Annotated in this window: 11 protein-coding genes and 2 rRNA genes; 8 read left to right on the forward strand and 5 right to left on the reverse strand. The window is 47.9% G+C overall.

The window, feature by feature from the left end:
• Together H6A28_RS13170 and rrf are read left to right on the forward strand one after the other, a co-directional pair.
• Window positions 1-104 (forward strand): 23S ribosomal RNA (locus H6A28_RS13170); the annotation flags it as partial.
• Between the two features lie 105 nt (window positions 105-209).
• Window positions 210-320, forward strand: a 5S ribosomal RNA gene (gene rrf, locus H6A28_RS13175).
• A gap of 620 nt (window positions 321-940) precedes the next feature.
• Here rrf and nadB read toward each other — a convergent pair.
• A complete protein-coding gene (gene nadB / locus H6A28_RS13180; protein ID WP_204476678.1) occupies window positions 941-2,527 on the reverse strand; it encodes an L-aspartate oxidase in 1,587 nt (528 codons plus the stop codon).
• Between the two features lie 321 nt (window positions 2,528-2,848).
• Between nadB and H6A28_RS13185 the strand changes: the two genes are divergently transcribed.
• The 6 genes from H6A28_RS13185 to H6A28_RS13210 all read left to right on the forward strand — a co-directional run bounded on the left by H6A28_RS13185 (window position 2,849) and on the right by H6A28_RS13210 (window position 8,677).
• The gene (locus tag H6A28_RS13185; protein ID WP_239465371.1) at window positions 2,849-3,127 is read left to right on the forward strand and encodes a PH domain-containing protein; all 279 of its coding nucleotides are present in this window, start codon (window positions 2,849-2,851) and stop codon (window positions 3,125-3,127) included.
• 28 nt (window positions 3,128-3,155) lie between these two features.
• Window positions 3,156-3,548 carry a hypothetical protein gene (locus tag H6A28_RS13190; RefSeq protein WP_204476681.1) on the forward strand — a complete coding sequence of 131 codons (393 nt, stop codon included), beginning with the start codon at window positions 3,156-3,158 and terminating at the stop codon, window positions 3,546-3,548.
• A gap of 22 nt (window positions 3,549-3,570) precedes the next feature.
• The gene (gene lpdA, locus H6A28_RS13195) at window positions 3,571-4,911 is read left to right on the forward strand and encodes a dihydrolipoyl dehydrogenase (RefSeq protein WP_204480779.1); all 1,341 of its coding nucleotides are present in this window, start codon (window positions 3,571-3,573) and stop codon (window positions 4,909-4,911) included.
• A 12-nt stretch (window positions 4,912-4,923) separates the two neighbouring features.
• Window positions 4,924-6,339 carry a D-alanyl-D-alanine carboxypeptidase/D-alanyl-D-alanine endopeptidase gene (gene dacB, locus H6A28_RS13200; RefSeq protein WP_204476684.1) on the forward strand — a complete coding sequence of 472 codons (1,416 nt, stop codon included), beginning with the start codon at window positions 4,924-4,926 and terminating at the stop codon, window positions 6,337-6,339.
• Window positions 6,340-6,554: 215 nt separating this feature from the next.
• Window positions 6,555-7,349: a gluconate 5-dehydrogenase gene (locus H6A28_RS13205; protein ID WP_204476686.1), complete on the forward strand. Its 795-nt coding sequence runs from the start codon at window positions 6,555-6,557 to the stop codon at window positions 7,347-7,349.
• Between the two features lie 92 nt (window positions 7,350-7,441).
• Entirely contained in the window at window positions 7,442-8,677 is a 1,236-nt protein-coding gene (locus H6A28_RS13210) for a DUF4861 domain-containing protein (RefSeq protein WP_204480781.1), read from the forward strand.
• 79 nt (window positions 8,678-8,756) lie between these two features.
• Here H6A28_RS13210 and H6A28_RS13215 read toward each other — a convergent pair whose 3' ends face one another.
• The 4 genes from H6A28_RS13215 to H6A28_RS13230 form a co-directional block, all read right to left on the reverse strand.
• On the reverse strand, window positions 8,757-9,368 hold the full coding sequence (locus H6A28_RS13215; RefSeq protein WP_204476689.1) for a polysaccharide deacetylase family protein: 612 nt from the start codon (window positions 9,366-9,368) through the stop codon (window positions 8,757-8,759).
• 144 nt (window positions 9,369-9,512) lie between these two features.
• Window positions 9,513-12,845: a DUF2723 domain-containing protein gene (locus H6A28_RS13220; RefSeq protein ID WP_204480783.1), complete on the reverse strand. Its 3,333-nt coding sequence runs from the start codon at window positions 12,843-12,845 to the stop codon at window positions 9,513-9,515.
• 110 nt (window positions 12,846-12,955) lie between these two features.
• On the reverse strand, window positions 12,956-13,723 hold the full coding sequence (locus H6A28_RS13225; RefSeq protein WP_204476693.1) for a metal ABC transporter ATP-binding protein: 768 nt from the start codon (window positions 13,721-13,723) through the stop codon (window positions 12,956-12,958).
• Window positions 13,724-13,735: 12 nt separating this feature from the next.
• On the reverse strand, window positions 13,736-14,608 hold the full coding sequence (locus H6A28_RS13230; protein WP_204476695.1) for a metal ABC transporter solute-binding protein, Zn/Mn family: 873 nt from the start codon (window positions 14,606-14,608) through the stop codon (window positions 13,736-13,738).
• Between the last annotated feature and the right edge of the window lie 130 nt (window positions 14,609-14,738).

The following is a 14,738-nucleotide window of genomic DNA, read 5'->3' on the forward strand; positions in this document are numbered from 1 at the left end:
AGATTTCTTTAGGGTCGTTGAAGACGACAACGTTGATAGGATGCAGGTGTAAAGCTGGAGACAGCAAAGCCGAGCATTACTAATTGCCCGAAAGCTTTCCTTATCCGCGCCGGGCGGATGGAAGACAAAATAATCCATGAAGGATGATATATACGTTCAGCGAACGTGCTGAGATTGCTTGCTTGTAAGTCATGACAATATAACGATATTAAGGTGACTATGGCGCGAAGGTTCCACCTCTTCCCATTCCGAACAGAGAAGTTAAGCTTCGCCACGCCGATGGTACTGCGTACAAGTGGGAGAGTAGGTAGTCGCCGTTTTAGAGAAGCCCCGAGGCAGACATGCTTCGGGGCTTTTTTTGTATTCTGACGCGAACATAAGGAGCGGCAGGTTCAGAATGCTGTCCGAAGAATCCTCGGACGGGGCAGCGTGAATACGGAGGCAGTAGAATATGGCTTCCGGTGGTTCATCCTGAACCGGCGGAATAGCAGACAGGTTACTGAATCTGCATCGGGGAAAACAATGTCCTGTTATCTCACTGATATGCTTAATGCGGCTAAGGAAAGCTCCCGGGGGGAGTCTGTCACGGCGCTTCTGCTTTTCCCTATACGGTAATTCCGAAAATACGGCCTTCCCTACAGGGAAGGAATCGCCAGAGTTTCTTGTAATGTGTATTTTTCTATAAGCCTCAGATATAGCCGGTATGCTTTGCAGAAGCAATCTCTTGCTGACGGGTGAAATTTGGCGGGCTTGTGTCTCTTCAATCCAGCTTCTAAAGCTATATTATCTCCAAACGCTATTTTAAAGCCTTTTCGGCAATCTTTTGACGCTTTTAAGGATTGGCATGGAATGTGCAGAAATCTTGGGTCTGAGAGGAAATAAAAAGGTATAAAAAAAGCCGGAATGAAAAATCCCGGCTTCTAATAGTGTATGTGGTAGCTTATTTTTCTGCTTCACTCTTGGCTGCATGTGGATAATCAATCGTGTAATGGAGTCCTCTACTCTCTTTTCTTTCCATGGCCTGACGGGTAATCAGGTAACCCACGTTAATCATGTTACGAAGCTCGCAAATTTCTCTGGAGGCCTTTACACGCTTGAACAGGCGTTCTGTTTCTTCGTACAGAATATCCAAACGGTTCCAAGCACGTACCAGTCGCAGATTGCTTCGAACGATACCTACGTAGGCTTCCATTATTTGATTGACCTCTTTCATGCTTTGGGTAATCAGGATTCGTTCTTCATTGCTGATGGTACCTTCTGCATCCCATTCCGGTATATCTTCGTTGAAATCATAGCGATCGAGTACACTGATGGCGTGTTTGGCAGCTGAATCCGCATATACGATGGCTTCTATCAGTGAATTGGATGCCAGACGGTTTCCTCCATGCAGTCCGGTGCAGGAGCATTCTCCAAGGGCATACAGCCGCTTGATGCTAGATTGTCCGTCCAAGTCTACTTTAATACCACCGCACAGGTAATGAGCGGCCGGTGCTACTGGAATGTAATCTTTGGTAATATCGATACCTAAGCTCAGGCACTTCTTGTAAATGTTTGGGAAATGCTTCTTCGTTTCTTCCGGATCTTTGTGAGTGACATCCAGATATACATGGTCTTCTCCACGTTGTTTCATTTCACTGTCGATGGCGCGGGCTACAATGTCACGTGGTGCAAGAGAGAGACGCGGATCGTATTTCTGCATGAATTCTTCGCCAGCGAGGTTTCTCAATACAGCTCCATATCCGCGCATGGCTTCTGTAATCAGGAAGCTAGGACGGTCGCCCGGGTGATACAGGGCGGTAGGATGGAACTGAATAAATTCCATGTCTTTCACTACCCCTTTGGCACGGTATACCATGGCAATACCATCTCCGGTGGCTACCAGCGGATTAGTGGTATGGTTGTAAACGGCTTCACATCCGCCGGTAGCCATCACCGTTACTTTAGACAGGAAGGTATCAACTTCTCCCGTAGCTTCATTCAGCACGTAAGCTCCGTAGCATTTGATGCCCGGCGTATGGCGAGTGACAATGATACCTAAATGATGTTGAGTGATGATTTCTACGGCATAGAAGTTGGTGAATACCGTGATGTTGGGATGACGTTTTACTTCTTCAATCAGGCTGGTCTGGATTTCTGCTCCCGTATTGTCTTTGTGATGAAGAATACGGAATTCGGAATGTCCGCCTTCTTTGTGTAAGTCAAATTCTCCGTTTTCTTTTTTATCGAAATTTACTCCCCATTTTATGAGTTCCTCTATTTGAGAGGGTGCGTTGCAGATTACTTTTCTGACAGCGGCAGGGTCGCTGATCCAGTCTCCTGCAACCATAGTGTCGTGGATATGTTTTTCAAAATTATCCACCTTCAGATTAGTCACTGAAGCGATGCCACCTTGTGCATAGTAGGTATTCGCTTCTTCCAGTCTGGCCTTGCAGATCAGTGCAACCGAACCTTTATGCGCTACTTTCAGCGCAAAGCTCATTCCGGCAATTCCTGAACCGATAACGAGAAAATCGAATTTTCTTATCATAACGTTGGATATTATGACACAAAACTACAAAAAAGTCAGTTAGATGATGCTTAAAAGCATCCTTTTTTATAAATGCTTTGTAAGTGGACTTTTAAAATATTTAAAGTTGCATTTGAGATGTTTTATTTTCAAGCAGAATTTCTTATCTTCACGGGAAATTAATATAAAAATCAGACAATGAATCGTACTTTTCAATCAAAAGTGGGTTGGTGGTATTGGATTGTCATAGGAATAACTTCTGTGTTGTTGTTCTTTTTTTTCTGGGAACACTATTTGCTATGTACAATTCTGTGCGCAACTCTTGTGATTTTTGAAATCGAGATGCTTATTCATACACAGTATATCCTAACGGGAGACGGTTGGCTGAAAGTGGAAACCGGACGCTTTGTACCCAATGCTTCGGTAGAGATAGCAGAGATTCTTCGCATACGGAAAGTCCGTTCCATGGCTTTCTGGGAACCTGCATTGTCGTTTGAACGCCTGGAGGTGGTGTTTAAGAAGCATGGTAAAGTACATTCTATTTGTCTTTCTCCCAAAAATCCGGAAGATTTTGTCCGTTGTTTGCTGAAACAGAACGAGGCAATCCAATTCTACGACTGAAACTATTTATTAACTGAAGAAAAATACTATGGTACGTGAGTTTAAAATCCGCAGAACCCCTTTTAAAGTGTGGTTAGGGGTTATCATTTTGATTGTGGCCATCGTGTTGGTGGCGTTGCACACTGAAAGTTACTGGAGTTTGTTGCCGATTGTGTTCCCTATCCTTTTGTTGATTGACGAGCAGATGACTCGTATTTTGGTACAGGAAAACGGTGATATTTGGTTGAAAAGAGGGTTTAGTGGAAGTGTCAAAGCATACGGTGTCATGCGGATTGTGTTGCGTAAAAAAGATTCTTTGTTGAAAGGTCGGGTGACGGTGTATTATACCAAAGGATTTCTTAACTTTGATCCTGCGGATTTGAAAGGTTTTCTGGCATGTGCGAAAGAACGTAATCCTCATGCAGATTATCGTGAAGAATAATCACTCTGTAATTTAAAGACATATGAAATATCAACTGGCGATTATTGGTGGAGGTCCGGCAGGATATACTGCTGCAGAAGTGGCAGGAAAAGCGGGACTGAGTGTCGTGTTGTTTGAAAAGAATAACGTGGGGGGTGTTTGTTTGAATGAAGGATGCATCCCCACCAAAACTTTATTATATTCGGCAAAAGTGCATGATACGGCACTGCATGCTTCCAAGTACGGGGTCAATGTAAAAGAAGTCTCTGTCGACTTGGGAAAGATCATTGCCCGAAAGACTAAGGTGGTGAGAAAGCTAGTGCTGGGTATCAAGGCAAAGCTGACGGCACAGCATGTGACACTGGTACAGGGAGAAGCTTATGTGCAGGATGCACACACTATCCGTTGTGGAGAAGAAACCTATACTTGTGAACATCTGATGCTTTGTACAGGTAGTGCCGCTTTTGTACCTCCGATTCCCGGTCTTGATACAGTGAATTACTGGACGCATCGGGAAGCGTTGGATAATAAGGAATTGCCTGCTTCGCTGGTGATTGTGGGCGGTGGTGTCATCGGTATGGAATTTGCTTCATTCTTCCACAGCTTGGGAACACAGGTTACTGTCATCGAAATGATGGATGAGATTTTAGGAGGATTGGACAAGGAACTATCCGGACTTTTGCGGGCAGATTATGCCAAGAGAGGAGTGAAATTCCTGTTGGGTACGCAGGTAACCGGCATTCATCAAGCAGGCGAAGAAATAGAGGTCAGTTATGTACATGAGGGACAGGAAGGAAAGGTCTGCGCACAGAAACTGTTGATGAGTGTGGGACGTCGGCCTGTAATGAAAGGATTCGGACTGGAGAATCTGAACCTGGAACTGACCCCACGAGGCACCGTAAAGGTAGATGAATTCTTGCAGTCTTCTGTGCCGGGTGTTTACGTCTGTGGCGATTTGAATGGAGTCTCTTTGCTGGCTCATACGGCAGTGCGGGAGGCAGAAGTGGCAGTACATCATATTTTGGGCGAAAAAGACGCTATGAGTTACCGAGCTATTCCGGGAGTAGTCTATACCAATCCGGAAGTTGCTTCGGTGGGCTTTACGGAAGAAGCTTTGAAGCGTGAAGGTCGTGCTTATCGTGTAGTTAGCTTGCCGGCAGCCTATTCGGGACGTTTCGTAGCCGAAAATGAAGGAGTAAACGGTGTTTGTAAGGTTCTGGTAGGAGAGGATGAAGAAATTATGGGCGTACATCTGCTTGGAAATCCGGCTTCTGAGCTGATTGTGCAGGCAGGAATGATGATAGAGGACAGACGCAAGCTGTCAGATTGGAAGAAATATGTTTTTCCACATCCTACGGTGGGTGAGCTGTTTCGTGAGTTATAAATAGAGATTTTGATGAAACGGATAAACGGATTATTGTTTTTTTTATTCTTATGGGTAGGAAGTATCTATGCACAGGCTTCATTGAAAGATAAGCTGGATGAGTTGATAACTTCCGACCCCATGTTGAAAACTTCGGAAGTGGGCATTGTAGTCCATGATTTAACCACTGGAAAAGAGCTTTATAGCCACCAGGATGATAAATTGTATCGCCCGGCTTCCATTGAAAAAGTGGTAACGGCGGTAACGGCACTGGATGTGTTGGGCAGCAAGTATCAGTTTCAAACCACACTTTCATATGATGGAGTCATAAAAAACGGTATTCTGAAAGGGAACCTGTATGTAAAAGGAGGTTTCGATCCGGAATTTATGGACCTGGATATGGATTTTCTGGTCCGGGCCATTCAAGAGGCAGGCATACGGACTATTTCCGGGAAACTGGTGGGAGATGTATCCTTGATGGATTCGCTGTATTGGGGAGCCGGATGGTCGTGGGACGACACACCGGAGTCTTTTCAACCCTACTTGTCACCGTTGATGCTGAACAGGGGATGTGTGGATATCAAGGTTTCGCCTTCGTCCAAAGGACGGGCCGGAAAAGTGGAAATTACGCCTGAATCCGATTATTATCAGGTGAACAACCGTTCCGTCAGTTTGCGTCCGGGGGCTGGAAGCCTGAAAATTACGCGTAACTGGTTAGCGAATGGTAATACAATCGACATTTCCGGCTGTGTGTCTTCTGTCCGGAAAAAAACGCTGAATATGTACGATTCCAAGCGCTTCTTCATGAATACATTCTGCTATAAGCTCAAGAAAGAAGGACTTTCTGTGTCGAAAGACAGCATTTTCTTTATGGAAACTCCAGACAGTACAAAATGGATTTATACTTGTCAGCGTCCGTTGGAGATGGTCTTGAAACGTGCCCTGAAAGAAAGCGATAATTTGTCGGCCGAAGCCTTGTTCCGTCAGTTGGGCCGGATGAACGGTAAACACACGTCGCATCTTTCTTTTGGAGACTGCCAGAAAGTCGTCAAACGGTTTATGCGTCATTCGCTTGGATATGATCCGGAAGATTATCAGATTGTAGACGGAAGTGGAGTTTCCCTGTATAATTATGTCTCTCCCCGTTTGATTTTAGCTTATTTGAATTATGCCTATCGGCATCCGGCTATTTTCCAGCCTTTTTACGAGTGTCTTCCCATAGCAGGAGTAGATGGTACGCTGAGAGGAAGGATGCGGATGGGAAAGGCTTTCCGGAATGTAAGGGCAAAAACTGGTACCGTGACGGGGGTTTCTTCGTTGGCCGGTTATGTGACATCGGTAAAGGGACATAAGATTTCGTTCGTCATCATCAATCAGAACGTGTTGAAGGCCCGTCAGGCACGCAACCTGCAAGATAAAATCTGTGAATTATTAGTCCGGATGAATTGAGTAAAAAAGAGCTTCAAACGTATTTCAGATAAAAAGGAGGATGAAAATTCCAAAAGTCGTACGATTTTGTAGGTTTTGTGAACGAATATTGTATCTCAAATTCTGATGGCTTTTGTATTTTTGTCTGCGTAAGGGAGAGAGAATTTGAAGTAATAACATAAATGTTGTTTCCTGTGTGGCAGGAAATAACGGGTGCATTTAAAATTATAATGATTATGGTAAACTTTTCACTTGAAGGTAAGGTGGCCCTTGTGACAGGTGCTTCTTACGGGATTGGCTTTGCAATTGCTACAGCCTTTGCACAAGCTGGTGCAACCATCGTATTTAATGATATCAAACAAGAACTGGTGGACAAAGGTCTGGCCGCTTATAAGGAAAAAGGCATTGAGGCACATGGTTATGTATGTGACGTGACCGATGAAGCAGCGGTCAATGCTTTTATTGCACAGGTTGAAAAAGAAGTGGGTGTAATTGATATTCTGGTCAACAATGCCGGTATCATCAAACGTATCCCGATGTGCGAAATGACGGCAGAACAGTTCCGTCAGGTAGTGGATGTAGACTTGAACGCTCCGTTCATCGTATCAAAGGCCGTGATTCCCAGCATGATTAAGAAAGGTCACGGAAAAATTATCAACATCTGCTCCATGATGAGTGAACTGGGACGTGAAACCGTTTCTGCTTACGCAGCTGCCAAAGGTGGTTTGAAGATGCTGACTCGTAACATCGCTTCCGAATACGGTGAATACAACATCCAGTGCAACGGTATCGGCCCGGGGTATATCGCGACTCCACAGACTGCCCCGTTGCGTGAACGTCAGCCTGACGGTTCTCGTCATCCGTTCGATGCGTTCATTGTGGCCAAGACTCCAGCTGCCCGTTGGGGAACTCCGGAAGATTTGATGGGGCCAGCCGTGTTCCTGGCTTCCGACGCTTCCAATTTCGTAAACGGTCACGTATTGTATGTCGACGGTGGTATCCTGGCGTACATTGGCAAACAGCCTAAATAAATAATGGTGTAAGAGGTAGAAATAAAAAATCATCCTGAGAGGGAAGATTCTTTCTCAGGATGATTTTTTGTGAAACAAGAAAAGATAATATTATGAGAAAGACTTTATTGGCTGTCGCCGCTTTTTCCACTGCCTTGTTAGTAGGATGTGGCAACTCAGAATCGGTCACCGTGACGATATCGAATCCTTTGGACATGGAACGGACGGGAGAGATGGTAGAAGTCCCTGTAGACGATATTTATGAGCAGTTGAACCTGGCCGATACGGCCCAGTTTGTCATTTACGATGAAAAAGCCCAGGAAGTTCCTTATCAGCTCACTTACGACGACAAGGTAGTATTTCCGGTCTCTATAGCTTCCAATGCTTCTGTGAACTATACCATACAGCAGGGTACTCCCGGTATCGTCAATACGGTGGTGTATGGACGTTATTATCCGGAACGCCTGGACGACATTGCCTGGGAGAATGACCGTGCTGCCTATCGGGCATACGGTCCGGCCTTGCAAAGAAGTGGGGAAAAAGCCTATGGATACGACGTCTTTACCAAAAATACAGAAGACTTGGTGGTAGAAGACCGTTATGCCATGGAACTGGATTCTATGGCATGGGTGCAAATCAATGCACTACGTGATGCGGGCAAGAAGGAAGCGGCCGACAGCCTGGTGCGTACGATTTCGTATCATGTGGACCATGGAAACGGAATGGACTGCTATGCGGTAGGTCCTACGTTGGGAGGGGGTACGTCTGCCTTGATGCCGGATTCTACGATTGTCTATCCGTATTGCTACAAGGACTATGAGATTCTGGACAACGGACCGCTGCGTTTCACGGTCAAGCTCGTGTTTAATCCGCTGGTGGTGAAGAATGACTCGAATGTGATAGAAACCCGTATTATCCAGTTGGACAAAGGTTCTCAGCTGAATAAGACTACGGTGACTTATGATTATCTGACACAAACTACCCCCGTGGCCGCCGGGCTGGTGTTGCATGCAGCCAATCCGAAAGGCTATATGTATGACGCTTCTGCGGGATATATTGCTTATGCCGACCCGACCACAGAACCCCATTCTGACAATGGGATTGTATATGTAGGTGCCGTGTTCCCTGAAGCAGTACAGACTCGCGTGCAACTGTTCAACAAACCTGTGGGCGATGCCTTAGGGCATGTGTTGGGAATATGTGACTATGAAGCAGGCAATGAGTTTGTCTATTACTGGGGCTCCGGATGGAGCAAATACGGTTTCTCGAAAGCGGACGACTGGAACAAGTACCTGAAAGACTATGCACAGAAGGTACGCAATCCGCTGACGGTGAGCATCCAGAAATAACAGACTGCTGTTATTAGGAAGAAGAAATACAGAAAAAGCGCAGGGTAAACGTGGAGGTTTGCCTTGCGCTTTTTCTGTATCAGGGAAATACCTTGAATTCGTATCCTTGCTTCAAGAGCCATTCAATGGAACGGGGAAGGGCATATTTCAGGTTGTTTTCCGACTTCAGGGAATCGTGAAACGTGATAATGGAACCGTTTCGGACGTACTTCTTGACTTTCTCAAACACCTGCGGACCGTTGAGCCGCTTGCTGTAATCACGCGTCACCAAATCCCACATCACAATCTGGTATTTCTTTTTCAACACATGATACTGCATCCAGCGCATGTGTCCGTGAGGAGGGCGGAAAAGGTTCGTGTGCAGGTAAGCGTCGGCCTTGTCCGTATTGGCCAGGTAATTCTGGCTCAGAAACTCAAATCCCCGGATGTGATTGAAGGTATGGTTGCCGATGCGGTGTCCCCGTTCCACCACCATCTGGTATTCCTTCGGGTGTTTCCGTACGTTGTCGCCTACCATGAAGAAAGTCGCTTTGATGTGATATTTGTCCAACAAGTCGAGCACCCAGGGTGTGATGTCGGGTATCGGACCGTCGTCAAACGTCAGATACACCGCTTTCTCGGTCTTGTCCATGCGCCATAGAGCCTTTGGGTACAGCAGACGGATGAATTGGGGAGGTTGTTCGATGAACATGCTTTCGTTCTTGTTTAAAAGGTTGTGTAATATCTGGAAACCAGTCGAAAAAAATGTCATTCCGAACTCGCAGAAAGTAAATTTGCTTTTGCTGCGTTCTGAATGACATTTTGTATCTGAAGTGACACAGCGGTCAGTATCGGTTTACTGAGCCTGTGTGCTGGTTCCTACCCGTTGTTCCAATAGTTTGTACAGCTGGTCGAATTTCTGTGCATAATGCACGGCAGAATCGATTTCTTTTCCGGTCTTGCTGTCTTTGATGGTAGCCAGCGTCTTGCATACATCGTCCAAAATGTAGAAATAACGCATGCAGTTCTCGTAAGAGCTGGCAAAGCGGGTGTCATCCAGACTTAGGTACCAAGTGGCATATTCCACCGCATTGTTGGCCAGTTCGTTGAGAATCTTTTCCGCTTTCTGTGTCTGTCCCAATGCCAGGTAGTTGTCGGCCATTTCCTTGGAGCTGCTCATCACGTAATCGTGAGGAACGGTAGTAGAAGGAATGACCTTCTCGCAATAGTCGAGGGCTTTTAAAGCCTTGTCCTTCTTGCCTTCCTTGATCAGCTGGCTGGTCAGCTGCACGAACATGCGGCGGTGTGTGTCGCACATGCGCAGTACCGTTTCATCCAGATAGATGTTCGGATTGTCGATGCCGCCGAACTTGAACTTGTGCATCAGGTTGTCGTACATCTTTTCGCTGTCCAGACGTCTGCCCAGTTGCGCGTTGTTGAACGGAGTAATGCGGTAGGCCAGACCTTCCTGCAGGAAGTTGTCGGTCAGGTTCAGGTGGTTTTCCGAGCCTACGGTGATGGCCATGTACATCGGGCGTTCCCAGTTGGTATTGGCCAGCATTTCCAGCATCATCAGTTCACTCTTGTACAGCACCCGTTTGCCTTTCAGCGAAATGTGCATATAATCAGGAATGGAATCAGGCGTCAGCATGCCCGAGCGTTTGATGGCTTCCTTGTCCAGCTTGATAACGATACTGTCGGTCGGAATCATCTGCAAGTCTTCTTTCGGTGAGCGTACCCAGTGTTCCAGAATGTTCTTCAGTTCGTACGGGTTGTCTCCGAACTCCTTGGCAGCTTCTTCCGGGTTCTTTTTGTAGAATTCCAATACCGTAGGCATGGCATCCGGGCGTATATATACGGCTTCGTTGTGGCCGGATACATAGTCGATTCGTTCCCAGTTGATAGGTACTGATGGAGAATCGTAGGCCGGACGGCGCATCTGGTCGATGTACCAGTCGGTCTGCAGGTAACTCAGGTTGCAGACACGTACATCCGTGCGCACGCCTTCCGTTTCCTGGTTGTACCACAAGGGGAAAGTATCATTGTCACCGTTGGTGAAGAGAATCGGATTTCCTTTGTCCGGAACGGAGTTCAGGTAGTTCTGTCCGAAGTCACGGCATGTATAGCGGCCGCTGCGGTCGTGGTCGTCCCAAGTCTGGCTGACCATCTGTATCGGTACCAGCAAGCAAACGATGCTGGCCAGGATGGCCGCAGGCTTTTCGTTGATTTTCTTGCTCAGATATTCCGCGATGGCCGCTACTCCCAGTCCAATCCAGATGGCGAACGCATAGAAGGAACCTGCATACGCATAATCTCGTTCACGCGGCTGTTGCGGTGTCTGGTTCAGGTAAAGCACGATGGCCAGTCCGGTCATGAAGAAGAGGAAGAATACCACCCAGAATTGCTGGATACCTTTTTCGCCTCTGTAAGCCTGCCAGAACAGACCGATAAGTCCCAAAATTAACGGCAGACAGTAGAACACGTTGTGACCTTTGTTGTTCTTCAGCTCGCTCGGAAGCAGAGACTGGTCGCCTATCAGCATGTTGTCGATGAACGGGATACCGGTAATCCAGTTGCCATGTTCAATTTCTCCCTGGCCCTGGATGTCGTTCTGACGTCCGGCAAAGTTCCACATGAAGTAACGCCAGTACATGTAGTTCAGCTGGTAGATAAAGGAGAACTTGATGTTGTCCCACTGCGTCGGAATCTTGACCATAATCATCTCGCCGCACTGGTCGTAAGGCACCTGACGTCCTTCCACGCCGCCCAGCCAGTCTTCATAGGCCTGTGCATGCACGTCGCTGTACATACGCGGGAACAGCATGTTCTGTGCATATTTGTATTCCGTCTTGTGACGGACGATTTCGTAGCTGTCTTTTTCGTCCGGACGTTCCTTTTCTTTCCGCTGGTAAACCGGAGCCCCTTCTTCCACGTCGTACACGCAGCCCCCTTCCGTCGGTTTCAAAGCCGGTTTGGAAGCATAAGTCTGTCCGTAGAACAGCGGGCGGGTACCATACTGCTCACGTCCCAGGTATTCACCCAGCGTGAAGATATCCTCCGGAGAGTTCTGGTCCATCGGCGTGTTGGCCGAAGAACGGATGACGATGACGGCATACGAAGAATAGCCCACAACAATCATCATCATGGCCAGCAGGCTGGTGTTCAGCGTACGGGCACTGACGCGGTATTTCTCGCTGAGGTTGGCAAAGAGGTAAATAGCCAGAATTGCCAGCACGATTACACCGATGAACACACTGCTCCATCCGTGTCCGTAGAACGGAATACCCAACAGGCCTACCGTAGTGAGGAAGGAGATGTTCATCCGCTTGCGGCTTTTCACCGTGTAGCTTTCGTATACACCCCAGATGATGCTTGCGGCCAGGACAATCATGTAGACAATGACACCCGTGTTGAAAGGCATGCCGAAGTCGTTGACAAACAGCAGTTCAAACCATCCGCCCACTTTCACGATGCCCGGTACGATGCCGTAGAGTACTACCGCAACCAATACCATGGAACCAATCAGGGCAATCAGACTGCCTTTCAGGTTAGCTTTGGGGTTTTTCTTGTAGTAATATACCAGTACAATGGCCGGAATACAAAGCAGGTTCAGCAGGTGTACGCCGATAGACAATCCTGTGAGATAGGCAATCAGAATCAGCCAGCGGTCGCTGTGAGGTTCGGTGGCCCGGTTTTCCCATTTTAGAATCAGCCAGAATACGAGGGCCGTGAACAAGCTGGAGTACGCATATACTTCTCCTTCCACGGCACTGAACCAGAAGGTGTCGCTCCACGTATAAGCCAGGGCACCTACCACTCCCGAACCCATGATGGCAATCAGTTTACCCGTTGTCATCTGGTTTTCATCGGGGCAAATCAGTTTCTTGGCCAGGCAAGTGATGCTCCAGAACAAGAACAGGATACACGCGGCGCTCATCAGGGCACTCATGGTGTTGACCATACGGGCCACCTGTGTGGCATCACTGGCAAACTGACTGAACAAATTGGCGGTCAGCATGAAGAAAGGTGCGCCGGGCGGATGTCCCACCTCCAGCTTATATCCGGTAGTAATGAATTCCGGACAGTCCCAGAAGCTGGCTGTCGGTTCGATGGTCATGCAGTAAGTGAATGCGGCCACCGCAAAAGTGAGCCAGCCAACCAGGTTGTTAATCTTGTTGTACTGTTTCATGAATTATTTTAGTTTCTCGTTAAAATTCAATGCGGCAAAGATAGCAAACATTTACTAATCAAGTCCCAAAAGTAAATGATAATGTTGCAAAAGGCGTTAAAAGCGGCCCTTTACTCTTCATGATGATGGCATTTCAGGATGCGGTGAGGCAGATTGCCATGTCCTAACAGTTCGATGGGGCATTCAAAATGCGTTTCCAGCCATTCGGCGGAGACCTCCGTATCCGGATGATAGTCGAGTGTGCCGTTCACGCACGCCACACTTTTCACGTTTTGCAGGATGGTGCCGATGTCGTGGCTCACCAGTACGATGGCCCGTTCCTTGTTGATTTCCTCCAACAGGGAGTAAAGCCGTGCTTCAAACCGCTTGTCGATGTACGTGTTGGGTTCGTCTAAGATTACCACTTTGGGGTTGGAAACCAGTGCGCGGCCCAACAGTGCCCGTTGCAGTTGTCCGCCGCTCAGTTGGCCGATGGCCCTTTGCTCCAGTCCTTCCAGTCCCATGCGGGCAATGATGCGTCGTACTTCCTCGTGCTGTGCCTTGGTGAAAGAACGGAACAATGATTTCTGTTTGTTCAGTCCGGACAGCACCACTTCGTAGACCGAAATCGGGAATTTCTTGTCGATGCGGTTGTATTGGGGCAGGTAGCCCATGGCGATTTCGTCCACCTCTTTTCCGTCTTCGAAAAACTGGATGTGGCCGGAAGTGGGTTTCAGGAGGCCCAGTATGATTTTCATCAACGTGGTTTTTCCCCCTCCGTTGGGTCCGATTACTCCCAAGAAGTCTTTCTCGGCAATTTCCAGGTTCACATTTTCCAAGACCTTCTTCTGGTCGTAGGCGGCGGATATTCCGGTCAGTCTGATAAGCGGTTGGTTCATGGGCGGATTGTGTTATTGCTCGTTTTTGCTCAGCGATTGGGCGATGTGAATCATTTCCTTGGCCCAGTCGTAGGTGAGCGGGTTGATAGGTACGATTTTCAGGTGGAGCTGCTGTGCGATGACTTCGGCGTTGCGCTGGTCAAACTCCTGCTGCACGAACACCACCCGTACCTGTTTCTGCCGGCAGAGGTTCATCAGTTCCTGCAGATGCGTGGGCGAAGGCTCTTTTCCCCCCTCCTCGATGCTGATTTGCTGCAGGCTGTAGTCGCGGGCAAAATAGCTCAGTGCCGGATGGTAAATCAGGAAACTCGGGTCGGCATTCGACAGGTAACGCTGCATTTCCCGTTCCGTACGGTCAATCACCCGCTGCATACTGTCCAGCCGGTGGCGGTAATATTCCTGGTTGTCCGGGTCAATTTCTGAAAGCGCCTTGCAGATATTGGCAGAGATGATGTGGGCATTCGGTATGGAGTTCCAGATATGCGGCTCCACTCCGTCGTGGTTTCCCTGCGTGTGGGCATGCGGATGTATTTCATGAATGAGGTCTACCCCTTGCGACATGTCGTAGAACGGCAGCTGGGGGGTATTGGCTTGCAGCCTTTCTATCCAGGCCTGTTCAAATCCGATGTGGCCGATGCGCAGGTACGCTTTGCTTCGTGCCAGGTCGACCAGCTGTTGCGGGGTAGGGTCGTACGTTTCCGGGTTTCCTCCCTTGGGCACGATGCTTACCACCTGAAACTTGTCTCCGGCAATGGCCTCCGTGAAGTAGCGCAGCGGCTCGATGGTGACGGTGAGGGTCTGTGTCCGGTTGTTTTCCCCGTTTCCTGCGCAGGCTGCGAGTGCCAGTGTCGTCAGCAGCAGGAAGATATATTTTTTGATGTCCATATATTCAGATGTTGGATAAGTATTCTTCGCAAAGCTACAAAATCTTTCCGAAGTCTGGAAACAAGGGTTGAAGTTTCCTGCGGGTGAAAAGGTTGAAAATGAATAAAGGCCCTGTCTCTCGACAGAGCCT

It is taken from the genome of Bacteroides mediterraneensis (assembly GCF_016900355.1).
Lineage (GTDB): Bacteria > Bacteroidota > Bacteroidia > Bacteroidales > Bacteroidaceae > Phocaeicola.